This window comes from Cytophagales bacterium (assembly GCA_019456305.1).
In the GTDB taxonomy this organism is placed as follows: domain Bacteria; phylum Bacteroidota; class Bacteroidia; order Cytophagales; family VRUD01; genus VRUD01.
Window position 1 is genome coordinate 1 of sequence record VRUD01000037.1, and the last position, 15658, is coordinate 15658.

At 30.7% G+C, this 15658-nt stretch carries 11 protein-coding genes; 2 read left to right on the top strand and 9 right to left on the bottom strand.

Annotated elements, in window-relative coordinates; genetic code table 11:
* Positions 1–75 precede the first annotated feature (75 nt).
* Genes FVQ77_09390 through FVQ77_09400 form a run of 3 tightly spaced genes read right to left on the bottom strand, consistent with a single transcriptional unit; the run spans position 76 to position 6166 of the window.
* Entirely contained in the window at positions 76–936 is an 861-nt protein-coding gene (locus tag FVQ77_09390; protein MBW8050535.1) for a class I SAM-dependent methyltransferase, read from the bottom strand.
* A 45-nt stretch (positions 937–981) separates the two neighbouring features.
* Positions 982–3303, bottom strand: a complete 2322-nt coding sequence (locus FVQ77_09395; GenBank protein MBW8050536.1) for a hypothetical protein — start codon at positions 3301–3303, stop codon at positions 982–984.
* Between the two features lie 28 nt (positions 3304–3331).
* On the bottom strand, positions 3332–6166 hold the full coding sequence (locus tag FVQ77_09400; protein ID MBW8050537.1) for a hypothetical protein: 2835 nt from the start codon (positions 6164–6166) through the stop codon (positions 3332–3334).
* A gap of 163 nt (positions 6167–6329) precedes the next feature.
* On the opposite strand from FVQ77_09400, the gene FVQ77_09405 reads away from it, so the two are divergent.
* The gene (locus FVQ77_09405; protein ID MBW8050538.1) at positions 6330–9008 is read left to right on the top strand and encodes a hypothetical protein; all 2679 of its coding nucleotides are present in this window, start codon (positions 6330–6332) and stop codon (positions 9006–9008) included.
* A gap of 26 nt (positions 9009–9034) precedes the next feature.
* On the opposite strand, the gene FVQ77_09410 is transcribed toward FVQ77_09405, so the two are convergent.
* The 4 genes from FVQ77_09410 to FVQ77_09425 all read right to left on the bottom strand — a co-directional run bounded on the left by FVQ77_09410 (position 9035) and on the right by FVQ77_09425 (position 12948).
* Positions 9035–10909, bottom strand: coding sequence for a hypothetical protein (locus FVQ77_09410; protein MBW8050539.1), 1875 nt, complete (start codon positions 10907–10909; stop codon positions 9035–9037).
* A gap of 31 nt (positions 10910–10940) precedes the next feature.
* Positions 10941–11573, bottom strand: a complete 633-nt coding sequence (locus FVQ77_09415) for a VTC domain-containing protein (GenBank protein MBW8050540.1) — start codon at positions 11571–11573, stop codon at positions 10941–10943.
* Between the two features lie 337 nt (positions 11574–11910).
* Positions 11911–12159 carry a hypothetical protein gene (locus tag FVQ77_09420; protein MBW8050541.1) on the bottom strand — a complete coding sequence of 83 codons (249 nt, stop codon included), beginning with the start codon at positions 12157–12159 and terminating at the stop codon, positions 11911–11913.
* Between the two features lie 108 nt (positions 12160–12267).
* A complete protein-coding gene (locus FVQ77_09425; GenBank protein ID MBW8050542.1) occupies positions 12268–12948 on the bottom strand; it encodes a DUF4956 domain-containing protein in 681 nt (226 codons plus the stop codon).
* Between the two features lie 82 nt (positions 12949–13030).
* On the opposite strand from FVQ77_09425, the gene FVQ77_09430 reads away from it, so the two are divergent.
* Positions 13031–13957, top strand: coding sequence for a hypothetical protein (locus FVQ77_09430; protein MBW8050543.1), 927 nt, complete (start codon positions 13031–13033; stop codon positions 13955–13957).
* Positions 13958–14239: 282 nt separating this feature from the next.
* Here FVQ77_09430 and FVQ77_09435 read toward each other — a convergent pair whose 3' ends face one another.
* Positions 14240–14695: a hypothetical protein gene (locus FVQ77_09435; protein ID MBW8050544.1), complete on the bottom strand. Its 456-nt coding sequence runs from the start codon at positions 14693–14695 to the stop codon at positions 14240–14242.
* A 60-nt stretch (positions 14696–14755) separates the two neighbouring features.
* A complete protein-coding gene (locus tag FVQ77_09440; protein ID MBW8050545.1) occupies positions 14756–15658 on the bottom strand; it encodes a hypothetical protein in 903 nt (300 codons plus the stop codon).

Below are 15658 nucleotides of genomic sequence, written 5' to 3' on the forward strand. Positions count from 1 at the left end.
TCCTATGCTGATGAGTAAATTTATAATTTTTAGAAGTAATTTTATTAGTTTATAAATTTAATCGGACAACAGTGATTAATTATATTTAATCTTGAACCAAAATGATCCTCCATGCTTTTCTACTTTAGCCAAATTTTCATGCTCCCAAACAGGTTCAAGTATTTTATTTAATTTACTGTCTTGACTGATAAAATAATTAGGTAATATAATTTCAAATTTTTCTTCATTGGCCAAAAGATAGCAGGCAAGTAAATATTGCTCGGAATAAAATCTATCTGCCATAAATTGAGGATAGTCATAAGGCAAGTAAATATCATGCAGATGTACGATTACTCCTTTATTTAATTTTGGCAGCACTTCCAGAAAAAAAACCGTTACATCTGAATTTGGTAAAGCCCGGTGTGAATTATCAATAAATAGAATATCGTTTTCTTGTAATTCATAAATAAATGAGAAATCAGTTTGTTCAAAGGGTTGCCGAATGGTTTTGTAGCACAACTGATCAATTGAATTTCTTGGAAATGGGTCTACGGATATTATTCTTGTTTGGAGTTTATTGTCTTTGATTGATTTATAAGCAACTTTTGTTGAGGTTCCTGAACCAACTTCTACAAATAACTTTGGCTTAAAAAGGTGTATTAATCCATAAATACTTATAATATCCAATCCAGGCAAATAACCATTATTCCAGCATGGATTAATTTGATTTGTTTCTTTATCACAAGTTTTAATTGCAATAAACGTCTCTTTAAACTTTATAAAATGATTCAAGTAATTGGAATAGTGACTTCTATTTTTGGTTACAATATTAAATAGTAAATCATGTGGTGGTTTCCCAAAACCATACCTAGGCACTAAATCAACTTTGTATTCGAGAAAAAGATTCTGAAACTTAGGAGATAAGAAGCGATAAATGTTTTTTATTTTTTCTTTCATTTTAAAAAAGGCTATTGTAATTAATGCTATTTGTTTATTATATGATTAATTTTTGGAGATTAAATAATTATCCATCACAAATGACCCATTTTTATCAATGTGATTGAAGACATGCACATCAAGTGGTTTTATTAAAAATTCATCAACCAGAATATGATCCCATATTATTAAAAATTTTATTCGATTGTTTTTGTTATATAAAGTGAAGATATGATCTACCCTTACCCAATTCTTATATATTTCTGTGGAAAATTTTGGATTTATATCAACTTGTTCAATAATTTGATTATCTTGATTGTATTGAAAGTATTTCAATAAAGGAAATGCTGAAAATTGATTATCTGCATAAAACCATAAAGATGCGTTGAGGGTCATTGGGTCAAATTTACCCAATTGCTTCTCCTTATTTAATGGGATAGTCTGATTATAAATTTCTATCTCACCATTTTCCTTATAAAGCGCTCCGCTGCCAAATAAAGTATGATCAGCTTGTTTATCATCATAGTTTCTGATAATAATGGACTTTGTTTGCTGCAAACTCAAATAATTTTTACTTTTATAAAGAGAGTCTTTACAATTTTTAAAAAATAATCTGGTTTCAGCAAGTTTATCCTTGAAAGCGCCTAAAGGTAGCTTATATATGTTGACAATATCATTTTTATAAATAAATTGGGAATTGCTAACCAGTTTATTTTCGGCTATATTTAACGTTTCATTTGTGGTGATGAGTAACAGGGGTTTATCACTTTTATAATCTTTTAAGATGTCTTTTTTAATTAGATCACTGCTAATCAGTTGAGCTTGCTTTAAGCTTTGAGAGATCGATGTTCTGGACATAAATCCACTTACCATGGGCAAACCTGTATTATAAGACGCTTTACATGCCTCAAACAAAGAACCCCCGCCTCTTTCAATATACAACTTTTCCGAGCCCATTTGAAAGTATGGCAGCGCCAGTATTGCCTGAAAATCATCAGGAAAATATCCTGTTTCTTTTAACCATGATGTATAATTATCATGCTTAGTTATAAAGCCACCGGCAGTTTTATATTGAATAATAAAGTCTCGTTTAACCTTTACGTTGATATATGCTTCCATCGACCATATGATTAACAACAACGAAATAATAGTGATGGCAAGACCTTTTAAACGTTTTATGACCAAAAATCTAAAAATCAAATAAAAATAAAAAGCGCTATAAACAGTAAAAACATAATAAAATATCCAGGAGAGTCGCCCTATACCCCTAAATTGTTTTATAACAGGAATGGAGTAATAGAATTCTTGTAAACCAAGTTTAAAAGGATATGCCATTGAAATGAGTAATATTAAGACTGATGCCCATAAGGTAGTTGACAAGGTAGCTGGCAGTACTGGCTTAAATATTTTATAATACTTTTTCGTTCTTATATATTTTATGATCTTTACAATTGAAAAAATAAGTGCTAACAAGCCTGCAAAACCCACATAGGCATATCCTTCCCACTGTGCTTTACTAACTTTTATAAAAGTATTCCAAACATCTAGAAAAGGACTATATACAGGTAAAAATACACTTTCAAAAGAGGCTATATAATGAAAAAAGCCATAAGGAACAACAATTCTATCATTGACGGGATCTGTTAAAAAGAAATAAATTCTTATTATTATAAAAGGAATAGCAGCAGAAATAATCCCTAAAATAATATACTTATAGCTAAGTTTATCTGTTTTATAATTTTGCAGGAAATAAACAAGTAGATAGATGATTATAAAAATACCACCAATCAGTGCATAATACATGGTAATAAAACTGAACAATGTGATAGTAAGTGATAACGACATTCCCCATAATATTGGTTTTTTTGAGTGAAAAAATTTGATTAACAGATACCAGATCAAAGGTACATACAACATATATGATAACCCATAATGACCGGAAAATCTGCTAAACTGGGGGGATAAAAATCCAATGATGATAGAGACGATAAAAGCATACCACGTAGGTAAAAAATGGTATTTTAATATTTTAAATAATAATAATATACAGGGAAGAATAGAAAAAATAATGAAAGAATTGAATATGCCTATAGTATAGTCAGAAATATTGAAAACATTTTTTTCTATCCAATTAAGTATAAAAGACAGAATAGGCTGTGTAGCGGCAAAAACCACATTCTCACCGTAAGGGTAATTCATCCCGGTAAAATGAGTGCCGCTATCATATTTAATATAATAAGCAGCAGTGTAATAATTCTTAATTCCATCTCCACCCACGTCAAATAGATATGAATTGGGGTGTATAACAATGTCTTTAAATAAAATCAGGATAAGAAACAGGGTTATTACTGTTAAAAGTATAAGAGGTTTTTTATCTGATACATTCATGGAAATTTAATTTATTAATCGAGTCAGGCTATTTATTCCCGGTAATTACTCTATCATCAATTTTTAATACGGAACCTTGCTCTATCGAATATAAACGTTTTATCCCCCTATACTTAAAATTATTAACAATAATCCTGGCACCACCATATTCAGGGTTTTGCTGATAAGCTACTAAACCCTGTTCACAGTCTGTTAATTCAATATAATTAATATCAACTTCTGATAGATCTCTGGAAGAAATTGCGATTTTAGAATTTTTGATTGTTATATCAATCATTGCAACTTTAGCCTCCATAACTGCGTTAACAGCATTTCCTTTTGTTTTTGTTATGTGACAGTTTTTGACCTGAACTACAGAACCTGAAAATTCAAAAGCATCTTTACCAATAACCTGAAAAAAAACATTTGTAATTTTTCCTTTGCAAAAATCTGCATCAAATGCATCACCGGTACAATTTGTGAAAACTGTATTTGAAATAGTGAAATTTGAACGAATGATATTCAGGGCATCTTCAGCATGAATATCACTGATTTTGCAATCAGTTATTTCAACATCAGATTCATAAAAAGTAACAGCGCCGTCAAGTTTCCAGCCTCTGTAATTTAAGGCATTGATATTGTTAAAAATTACATGTTTTACAAAAGATTTTTTATCAGCCTGTAAAACAGTAAACCCTCCGTATGTACCATCACTTGAACCAATTACAATAGGCTCTTCTTCATTTCCATACATATAAACAGGAGATTTTGATATAAACTTAGAATAATTTATAAAATCCAAATTACATCCTGCTAAAAACTTGACAGAATAATGTTCAGGAATGATTACGTTTTTTTCAACTTTATAATTACCAGGATAAAAAATAACCGTAGAGTCTTTAACCCGATAAATTTTATTGCTTTTTAAACTCATTGTTTTAATAGAATGTAATAATTCCTGGGCAGATGTTGAAGGAATAGGTGCCGGCCATGGATTGATATTTACTGTATAGATAGAATCTAATCCTAAAACTTTATAAAATATCGTATTTCCACTTCCATTGATGTGCTGATCATAGAATTCAATAGGATTGTTCCTGTTATATGCAGGTAAGATTATTTTTTTACTAAAATAGCTGGTAATCATATTATTACCGCCAATCCCCATTAATTCGATTGGCAAAGCGTGCGTACTTCCAATACATAATATCAATTTATACTTATTAGAATTTTGCAAATATACTTTCAAAGCTAGTTTTTCATATGGGATCAAATGATTTCTGATATTTGCGGCATTATTATAAAGAAAATTTTTATCATACTTGTAATCTATAAATTCGGTTTGTAGCAAAAGTTCCCGTTTTATTAGATCCATTTCAATGTTAGAAAAAAAGTCATGCAGATACTCTTCGTTAGAATATTTTTCAAGATAAGATATATATTTTTCAACAAACAGATAATCATGGAATATATTTATTAATATATTGCCAGCCTTCCAATCTCCAAATTTGTTGATCGCATAACCTATAAAAGGTCTGTGAATCCAGTCAAAAACACCCTCTGCCGAATAACCATCGAATCCTATTGGTTCTAATTTTTCTGTCACCGGATTAAAATACATTCGTTGATTATGCCATATTATTGCATGAAAAGCTTTTGTTATATCTAAAATAGCATAATATCTTGCTAATTTGTCAATATCAAATATTTCTGAAGTTGTTTTTATTCCATATTTATACTGAAACATGAGGTTCTGAGCCTTCTTAAATTCATTTAATAATTTTTCAGATTTTATAACATTTTTTATTGAAAATGGTTTAATTTCTGAACCTTCAAAAGAGGCAATACCGGAATTGTTCCTATAATCTCTTACCCGGGTATCCCACAATCCACCTTCATCAAATTTAATAATTACACTTTCTTTCCTTCGTTGTCTTTGTAATAACTGGTTGGTAAAGTGTTCTTCATAAGCATATATGCCTAGATCCTTATTGTTAAGGTGTAATACTATAAAATCGTAGGTAGGTGTTAGAATATCTTCATATTCTAATAATTTATGAAAAACCCATTCGTCAATAAAGTGTCTTGTAAGTGGATTTTGGACAGAAAATTCCTTCATTCTGTTCCATGCATAATTCTTTTTTGTTTTGATCCTGAATGACCATTTATTTTCTTTTAAATGATCAAGCCAATCTCCTTTTAATCGGGCAAAAGCAAGTATTTCATTATCATTATTATCTATTAATTTTACTTTAACAAAATCATCATTGTTTGTTACAAGAATTCCCTTCTTAAATGCCTCATGCCGTTTTGCTTTTAATTTATTTAATCCTTTGTCATCTATTTTAAGGGTCAAAATTTTAATTTCCCCAAAGCCTGATAGATTATTTGAAAATTCAGCCATTTTTGATAATTTAATTATTTTTAAATCATCAAAATATGCCGGCCTATTATCAGGATTCCATACATAAAATTTTAATTCTTTATTATGTATGTTTCTGGGGATTATTACTTTGATTTTTAGCAGTTCCCATCCTTCAAAGTTCTTCTTAATAGCTGTTTTATCCTGATGCCAGAGATTCCAATTACCTTGTGCTACAATTGTGCCAACATGATACTCACTATATTTCCACACGCTTGCTTCATAAATCTCACCTTCATTTACATTTGATATTAAATAACCTAATGCAAATTGGTCTTCTTTATAAACTTTAGCTGAATATTTTCCTGATAATGCTTTTTCATCTGATTGAGTTTGTCCATTATAAAAAATATTATTTTTATTTTTGAAAAATTTTTTATTTTTTTTAACAATAATATTTTCTGCATCGCATAATACTTCGGTAAAATCAGTGCTCGCTCTAATTTTATTAAATAAAATCATCAAACTATAGGATGCGGCTGTTACGCCCAAAATCAGACCTGCTGTTATTAACCCTATTTTTTTATATTTGTGTTTTGATTTGGGTTTTCTTTTGGAAATGATCATAATTTTTGGATTTGGATGCAATTTAGTGTTTTTTAACCAATTTTAAAGAATATTAGAAATGCGAAAAAATAAATCCCACAAAGCCCGAATGGGTTGTATAATTTTTATATTAATTGTATTTATGGCTTGTTCAGATGAAAATAAGGAAATTCAAATAATTTATAGTATCGAACAAACCAATATTATAACCAGCGGATTTGATATTAAATGGAAGACTGCGTTCAAAGGCACTTCCAATTTAAAATACGGGATAACAAGATCATTAGAACTTGGTGAAATTAACCAGGAAAGAAAAACAAAATTACATTCAATATCTCTCAGTGGTTTGAAACAAGCAGAATTTTATTACGTCCAGGCCTATTCAGTATATGGATATGACACTGCTTTTTCAAATATAGGTTTGTATAGTACAGCTTCAAATTCCACTGGTAAAATTCGAATCTATTTCAATAAACCAGTAGATAATTCTATTTCTACAGGAGTAGATGCCGTTTATCTAGATCATACCTTTGCCGATACAATAATGGCGTACATAGATAAAGCAAAATCTACGCTGGACGTTTGTATGTTTGTCAGTGAAGTTGAATCAATTGTACAGTCTATCAATAGAGCATATGTTCGTGGAGTTACGGTAAGATTTATTACGAGTGGTGATGGTCAAACAAATACTGCATTAAAGCATCTTAATGACAAAATACCACTTCTGAAGGGTAGTCCTAAGCAGTCAATGCATAATAAATTTTTTATCATTGATGCTAAATCTACAAGTCATGCCTGGGTAATAACCAGTTCAGCAAATAACACTGAGCGTGGCTTAAATGACTGGCCAAATAATATGGTATTAATTCAGGATGAGGCCTTGGCAAAAGCCTATACTTGGGAATTTGAAGAAATGTGGGGTGGATCAGGAACTATGCCAGATAGTTCAAATGCAAAATTTGGAGCTCAAAAAACAGATAATACACCTCATAGATTTATTATAGATGGTAAATTAATTGAGCTCTACTTTTCTCCCTCTGATTTTACAAATTCGGCAATAGTGAATGCAATAAAAACTTCTGATTGTGACCTGGAATTTGCGTTAGCTATTTTCCAGGTACATAAAATAGCTGTTGAAGTAAAGAATGCACATAAAAGAGGTGTAAATGTTAGAGGAATAATCGAATTAATAAAATCTACCAGCAGTGAATATCATTATCTACGCAATAATGGGGCTAATGTCTTAGAACACACTTTACCAGAAACCATGCATCAAAAATATGTTATAATAGATGCAACGCTGCCTGATTCTGATCCAATGGTAATTACTGGCTCTTACAATTGGTATCCAGTCAATACAGCAAATATTGATGATAACACACTGATTATTCATGATGCGTTTATAGCCAATATCTATTTACAAGAATTCTCAGCCCGATTTAAAGAGCTCCCTGAATACTTTAAAATCAGAGATATTGAACAAACTAAAATTAAAACTACGGGATTTGATATTAAATGGACAACTAATTTCAATAGCACGTCCAATATAAAATATGGTTTAACAAGATCATTAGAACTTGGTGAGATCAAATCCATAGAGCAAACCACATCACACACTGTCTCACTTAATAGTTTAGCGTCTGCAGAATTTTATTATATTCAAGTCTATTCAGTGTATGGAGATGATACCATTTTTTCAAAAGTAGGTTTGTATAGTACAGCTTCAAATTCCACTGGTAAAATTCGAATCTATTTCAATAAACCAGTAGATAATTCTATTTCTACAGGAGTAGATGCCGTTTATCTAGATCATACCTTTGCCGATACAATAATGGCGTACATAGATAAAGCAAAATCTACGCTGGACGTTTGTATGTTTGTCAGTGAAGTTGAATCAATTGTACAGTCTATCAATAGAGCATATGTTCGTGGAGTTACGGTAAGATTTATTACGAGTGGTGATGGTCAAACAAATACTGCATTAAAGCATCTTAATGACAAAATACCACTTCTGAAGGGTAGTCCTAAGCAGTCAATGCATAATAAATTTTTTATCATTGATGCTAAATCTACAAATAATGCCTGGGTAATAACCAGTTCAGCAAATAACACTGATCGTGGCTTAAATGACTGGCCAAATAATATGGTATTAATTCAGGATAAGGCTCTGGCAAAAGCCTATACTTGGGAATTTGAAGAAATGTGGGGTGGATCAGGAACTATACCAGATAGTTCAAATGCAAAGTTCGGAGCTCAAAAAACAGATAATACGCCTCATAAATTTATTGTTAATAATAAACTGGTAGAGCTATATTTTAATCCTTCAGATAGAACAAATAGAGCAATTATTAAGACAATATACACAGCAAATCAAGATCTTGAATTTGCTATGGCACAGTTTTGGGGGCATGATCTTGGTACAGCTATCAAGAATGTGCATAATAACGATGTGAATGTTAAAGGAATAGTGGATGTAGTAAAATATTCTACCAGCGAAGATCATTATCTACGTAATCTTGGAATTAATATTTTAAGCCACACTTTGCCTGCAGTTATGCATCACAAATATGCAATTATTGATGCAAATGCTCCTGATTCAGACCCAATTGTAATAACAGGATCATATAATTGGCATTTGAATAATATAAAAATTGATGATAACACCCTTATTATTCATGATCCTTCCATTGCAAATATTTATTTACAAGAATTTACTGCCAGATATAATGATGTGTTAAAATATAATTTTACCCATTAGTTAAATAAAATATTTTAATAAGGGATTCAATGTTTCTTCCATTTTGATACATCAAAATGATATAAATATAATACATCTTTGTATTCAGATAATAACTCCATATTGTATTTTTCAATGATGTCAGCAGTTTTATAAACCAGTTCTTTACTATGCGGATATTGGCTTTTTTTAAATTTCTCTATAATTTCATTGTGTATTTTCTTATCGTATAACACTAAAATTGGTTTATCGGATAAGAGCTTCGAAAGATCCTTAGGAAAATCCTCTTCTATAAAGAGTTCAAAAAATTCCTTTACTTGATATTCAGCAGTTCGGGACATCTTGCTTGACATTAATGGTAAATTACTCATCAGGCTTAATTGCATGGTTTGTGTACAGAACGATTCAATCGGATCTATTGTATAGTCATAATTTTCTGAACCAACATGATAATAAGGAATGGGTAAAATTGCCTGATATTTTGAAAAATCAACCTTATTTGTCAATGACTTCATTTCTTCTATATATGATTCATTTGTTAAATAATTTTCATACTTTTTCTTTTTAAAAACAGTAATCATATCATATGTATCTATAATAGAACAAATTATCAGTCCAAAAACTATAGTTTTTAACCACATCGATTTATTATGTCTTAAATAGTAATCTATGATAAAAGCAACACAGAAATTAAACCCCCAGAAAAAAAACCAGTTAAATCTACCTAAACATCGAAACTGTGTAACTGAATCTGTTATTTTATGTAAATAATAAAACGGTGTTAAATAATTAGTTATTCTGTAAGAGTTGTTAAATATATAGATTTTTTCTCCAAAAGCAATTAAAAGAGAAACCAGTGCTGATGCTAATAATAAGAGGATAAAGAATCCTTTATCTGAATCGAAAATTTTCTTAAAAGAAAGGAACCATTTTCTTTTAAATATATAAGTAATAATAAGAATCAAGGTTGCTATTAAGGCAAAATTACCTAAAAATGCATGGGATTCGTAAGGGATACCATTTACATATTCGATTGGAAATTTTATCACATTATGGTCATAAGAAGTAAATAGTGCAGGAAAAGTTAATGACCACGTATCCCAATCATATCCTCCAACAATTGTTCTCCTGAAATCATAAAATTTGTCGATTAGTTTAATAATGAAAACAGGAATAAGAGAAAATATGATTATAAAAGAGAAATAATTTAATAATTTAGGATATCTTTTGGTTTTAATGAATTCATAAATTGTCCAGAAAAAGAAAAAACTAAAAATTAGTATCAATAATAGTCCGATATAATAAAGATGAATGAAAGTGAATATTATTACTGAGAAAATTATTAATATAGAATTTATGATACAACTTTTAATATTATTTTCATTATAGCTATTGTAAAATCTTAACAATAAGTAGGTTATTAGTAAAAAAGTAAAAGAAAATGATAAGTTAAAATGTCCAACATTCAATCGTATAATTTGTGGACATAACCAAGGTAAAATTAAACTAAGCGGATAAATTAAAATTTTCGAATTTAAAATGTATGAAAGAATTTTATAAACAAAAAACGTACTAATTAATATGTTTATAATACAAAAAAAATTGTAAATTTCAAAACTATAGGAAGTAACATCAAATATATAGTTTGAAAACAGTTTAACAAAGATTGCTAAGATAGGATTGTTGCCTGCGTAAAATAAATAATCCCCATAAGGATAATTCATATTTTTAAAAATAAATATACCTTCATTAAAGTTTTGTTTTAAATAAGAAATAAAGGTGAAATAATTTTTTATACCATCGTAATAGTTTACAAACAATAAATCTTTGAATAATATATTTTTAAAGGCAAATAGAAGTAGGCAGGATTGAATAATTATTATTAATAAAATTGCAAGCCGTTGATTGGAATAAACTTTCATGGTTGTTAAACTATGGATACCTTTTAAAAATTTAATAATACCTCATCCCCCCCCCCACATACTTCGAACTCTTCCCCATCCTAAACGCCATATTCTGCGATACATAATCCCAATCCTTATCAAATTGAGCGTCATATTTTATCTCAACAATAGTTGTATTTTCTTTAGCAGGATTACTCAAAAAAGCCGGATAACTGTCCATAACATAGTATTTCAGGTCTCTATCCAGCGTTAATCTGTATTTTTTATCCATAGAAATAAAATAAGAGCGCAGATACTGTATGAGTACCACAGGGTGTAATGGAATTATGGTATTCACATTTTTCTTCACATATTCCTGAAGACTTTTCCCATTCAACAGCTTAAAATCCGGCAGCTTTTTATATTCTTTTTTACCCAATTGGTTTATTTTGATTTTCTTTTCTAATTGTGGATTTTTAGCAACTTTTATATCTTCACCATACCACCTGATCCTGTGTTTAACTCTTTGGGAAATACCGGCCAAATTATCTCTTAAAGCATCCATGTTATGCGTATCAAGATATATGCTGTTCACATACCTGTCCGGATACGTAGTGATAAAGGAGGCGGGGTGGAGTTTGATAGCGTTTAAAACCTCAAAGTACGAGGCATCTTCTATTTTATATTTTCTTTCGTAGCGCAATTCAATAGTAACTCAATAGTAATTCGGTTGTAATTCAATGGTAATTCAACCGAATTACAACTGAATTAGGCATCTTTAAAATCATGAGTTAATAATACTAAAATGATCCCCATAATACCTGCCCCCCTAAGTCCCCCCGAGTACTCGGGGGGGATTTAGGGGGGCTTCAAGAATAATAAGAATGATCTCAAAAGTGGTCATAACTATATTTTTATTCTGTCTATTAAATTACCAGAAATAGAAAATTATACATCCTTAAGATTATCAGTTGTTAAAGCCCAAATGATACCGACTATACCAATGACGGTGAGTATACTAAGTGTAATAATCAAATAAATCATGATTCGAACTTTTTTCTGTCTATTAAATTTCCAAATATATAAAATATGATTGTAACAACAAAACCCCAAATAACTATCAAAAAGTTAAATTCTTCTGGTTTTGTTATTGGTCCAATAATAAATAATGCAAAATTTATCTTAGCAATATCATAACAAAACTTAGCATTATTATCTTTCTGCTCTTTCGTTTTAATAAGCTTAATGCTTTTTAATTTGTTTATTATTCTTTTTAATCTCTTAATCATTTTCACATTAATAATTAATCGAAACTCCAAGCTTTATACTATGAGAGCATAGTGCAGAGAGGTGAACCCCGCCTGTGGCGGGGCTATGCTCTTTACGCTATGCGCCTATCACACCGCCAAATTCCTCTGCTCAACAAACGAAAAGTTCAAATCAGACGATAGATCTCTGAGCTTATCTTTTGCCTCGGTGATCTTATCAAGTGAATCTGTTTCAATGATAAAGGAAAGTTCAAGCCTGTTGTCTATTTGATCCATTCTTTTTAGTTCAACCAGGGTAAATAGAGAAGTAAGGATATCTGTTATAGGTTTTACGTCTGTTTTGCTTGTAGAAATATTAATAAACATATTATCAGGTGTGGAAGCTCTTTTCTTTCTCTTTATCATGGCCTGGATAAAAAGAAGAGCAAGAATAACAATAAATGCCAGAATAGTGATAATAGCCTGGTTTGCCCCCATCCCTAAGCCAACCCCGATGCATAAAAATAAGAAAGCCAGCTCTTCAGGTTCCTTGATAGCGGAACGAAACCTCACGATTGATAATGCACCTACTAAACCAAGCGACAAAGCAATGGAGGATTTAACGATATAGATGATAAGCATTGTCGTTAATGCAAGCAGCATGAAGTTATTTGCAAACTGTTTACGATTGGAGATTGTGTTGCCATACCTTGTGTAAAAAAGAGATAAAATGTAGGTCAATAAGGCTGTAATGAACAAATTGAATAAGAACTGCTCGTGATTAATGGCATCAGCAGAAAATTCATTTACAAAGTCTTCAAATCTAAACATAGTGGCAAAATTATATAATTTTAGACAATAAATTATATCTTTACGCTTAATTTTATAAAAATTTTGTCTGCAGGAGTTAATTATGAAAAAGTTTTACAAAATTTTCACGTTAACCATTTTAGTAATTAATACTTGTACTGCTGATGAGGATCAAGGCGGCTATAATAAGATACGGCTGGAAAACGAATTCAAATTAAGTGTGCCCAACGATCTTGCTGAAAAAATATGGATTTATTTACAAGCTAATTATTGTAACGATTCTATTAAAAAGTTTTTGGGCCTGACATTCAGTACATCTTTTTCCGAAGAACATTTTATAGATACTTATTTTGACGATGAAAACAAAACGCTTTTAAATCAGTGGTGTGGTATCCGTTACAGACAAAGGTTCATGAATGGAATGTTAGGAAGTCAATTGATACAACTCAAGATTTCAACAGATAAAAGTAACAGCACAATCAGAAAAGAATTAAAATTCAGATATAACAGCAGAAAAAGTAAGAAAGACAAATTTTCAGAGCATCCATTTTTGAAATATATACACCGCACAGATAGAGACGCTATTCAGAGATACCTGGTTAGCCTGGGTACCAATTCACAATCCCTTGCACCTTCTGTTTCTATTCAGCAAAACCGAAGAAGGGTTTATATTTCAGAAAAAGGGCAAGCATTAGTTACTATTACGCTTGATATCGTATCAAAAAAAGTTTGGCCAAAGCTATCATTCACAGAGATTGAGATCGAGCTTAACGAAATAAGATATACCTATGGTGATAAAAAACAAAGATCATGGATGCACAAAATAAATAACAAAATAAAAACCGGCATTATGAGAAAATTCCCGGACCTGGTGCAGGACCAAAAACCAAAATATAATAAGATTTGCGAACTTAAAGAAAATAATTTTATATCAAAATTAACCGATAAGCTTATCTGGATTGTATTTTCCAGCTTAATATTAACAGCAGTATTATTGTTTATTAGAAATGGTAGAAGGAGAGGAAAATAAAAAAACCACAGATAACACTGATTAGTGCTTGTCTATAATGTCAAAAATATTCGTTAATGAAAATCCAAAGTTTCAACATTAAGTCGGCAGTCGGCAGTCGGCAAATTTGCTGACTGCCGACTGTGGACTGCCGACTTTTTAATCAACTTACGAAGTTATGTTTTTACTATAATATATTAAACATTCGACTTTATAGACAAACACCGATTAGAAAATATTAATTTTTTTTAAAAAAATCTGTGCCTGCCCCGATTTCCCGGTGGTTATCTGTGGTTAAAACCCTTATTTCTTGAATCCTAAAATACACAATGAACAGTCAGATGGGGGTTGAATGCCGTCATATGAGAATGAAATATAATAGATACCGGTTGCAGTACATTGATATCCGATTTGTGAATATTTCTTCTTTTTCTTTTTATCGTAACTATTAGCTTTTAACTTACGATTGGTATCGAAAATAGTGGCAATCAGGCTGATATTACCCTCACCACTGCCATCGCATAAAACCAGTTTATACATTGTGTTTTTGCTGAAAACATACGAAAATTCCTTTTTAACACTTTTATCCCCACTTTTGAATTTATCAGCATCAATCTCATAAGCTTTTAAGAATTTAAAATCACCGAGTTTGCTTGCGCATGTTTCAACCTTAGCTTTTGAATGGCATTGAGAAAAACACCATTGAGGCATTAATACCATTATTATAGCAAAATTACAGTAAATCAGTATCTTTTTCATATGTATAAATGGTTTTATATATGTTCACGTTAATACACGAGAATACCTGAACACATATTATTAGTTTGTTAAAGTTTTTCGTATAGATTCAGTTTCAGACGCAATTTCAGCAATTAATTCCTCAGTAATAATTATTGTACTTGTGCTGTGATCCTCTACAATGAGCATATTATCAATCTCTTTAAAAGTAGGCGGCTCATAAGTATATTTTACCTCTACTTGTTCAAAAAGTCTTTTGAGGTTGTCCAAATCGCTCCTTAATTTTTGAATATTATGATCATTTTGATAAACACTCAATAGTATCATGATCTGATCAAGAGTAACTTTTTGCTCTCCTATTCTTTCTGATAGTTCCTTGTGCCATCCCTCCTCTGTATTTAATTTATCAATTTGTGCTGCTATATGCAATGCTTCCAACCAACCACCTGTAAGCATCAAAATAGTAAGGCTGCTGCGATTTTGTTCGCGCAGATAACGATACATGTCCTCAAAATTGGAGGTGGTAATATATAATAATGAATCCAGGTTACCCCCCAAATTAGTGAGTCGTTGTAAGGTTTCAAAATTAAAATAATGACCAACTCTTATATCATCGGCAAGCTCTTTAACAGAATTCAAATACAGCAGTGCATCCTGATTTTGTTCATATAAATTAATATATCCCAGATCTGCACCATATATACCCAGGTTAATGGCTTTTTTGAAGTTTGTATTGTAATTTTTAATGTTTTCTGTTGGGTTCAATATATTTTTAGAATAATTGGCGCCAATACCCTGAATAAGGGAGGTCATTTCTAATGGCGAGGGTATTGATTGTATCACCTCCTCTACAAGATCCGGTGAGATATCAGGAACCTTTTCAAAGCTGAGCGAATCATCTTCAAGCAGATCATTTTCATTGTTTGTTTCTGAAGTACAACCAATCAGAAACAATACCAGCATAGTTATAATAAAATTTTTCAT

What these genes read in the sequence shown, in the direction of transcription:
- FVQ77_09395 (MBW8050536.1), bottom strand. Translation starts at nt 3,303, where the DNA reads ATGAATGTATCAGATAAAAAACCTCTTATACTTTTAACAGTAATAACC.
- FVQ77_09430 (MBW8050543.1), top strand. Translation starts at nt 13,031, where the DNA reads ATGAAAAAGTTTTACAAAATTTTCACGTTAACCATTTTAGTAATTAAT.
- FVQ77_09435 (MBW8050544.1), bottom strand. Translation starts at nt 14,695, where the DNA reads ATGAAAAAGATACTGATTTACTGTAATTTTGCTATAATAATGGTATTA.
- FVQ77_09425 (MBW8050542.1), bottom strand. Translation starts at nt 12,948, where the DNA reads ATGTTTAGATTTGAAGACTTTGTAAATGAATTTTCTGCTGATGCCATT.
- FVQ77_09410 (MBW8050539.1), bottom strand. Translation starts at nt 10,909, where the DNA reads ATGAAAGTTTATTCCAATCAACGGCTTGCAATTTTATTAATAATAATT.
- FVQ77_09390 (MBW8050535.1), bottom strand. Translation starts at nt 936, where the DNA reads ATGAAAGAAAAAATAAAAAACATTTATCGCTTCTTATCTCCTAAGTTT.
- FVQ77_09440 (MBW8050545.1), bottom strand. Translation starts at nt 15,658, where the DNA reads ATGAAAAATTTTATTATAACTATGCTGGTATTGTTTCTGATTGGTTGT.
- FVQ77_09400 (MBW8050537.1), bottom strand. Translation starts at nt 6,166, where the DNA reads ATGATTTTATTTAATAAAATTAGAGCGAGCACTGATTTTACCGAAGTA.
- FVQ77_09420 (MBW8050541.1), bottom strand. Translation starts at nt 12,159, where the DNA reads ATGATTAAGAGATTAAAAAGAATAATAAACAAATTAAAAAGCATTAAG.
- FVQ77_09405 (MBW8050538.1), top strand. Translation starts at nt 6,330, where the DNA reads ATGCGAAAAAATAAATCCCACAAAGCCCGAATGGGTTGTATAATTTTT.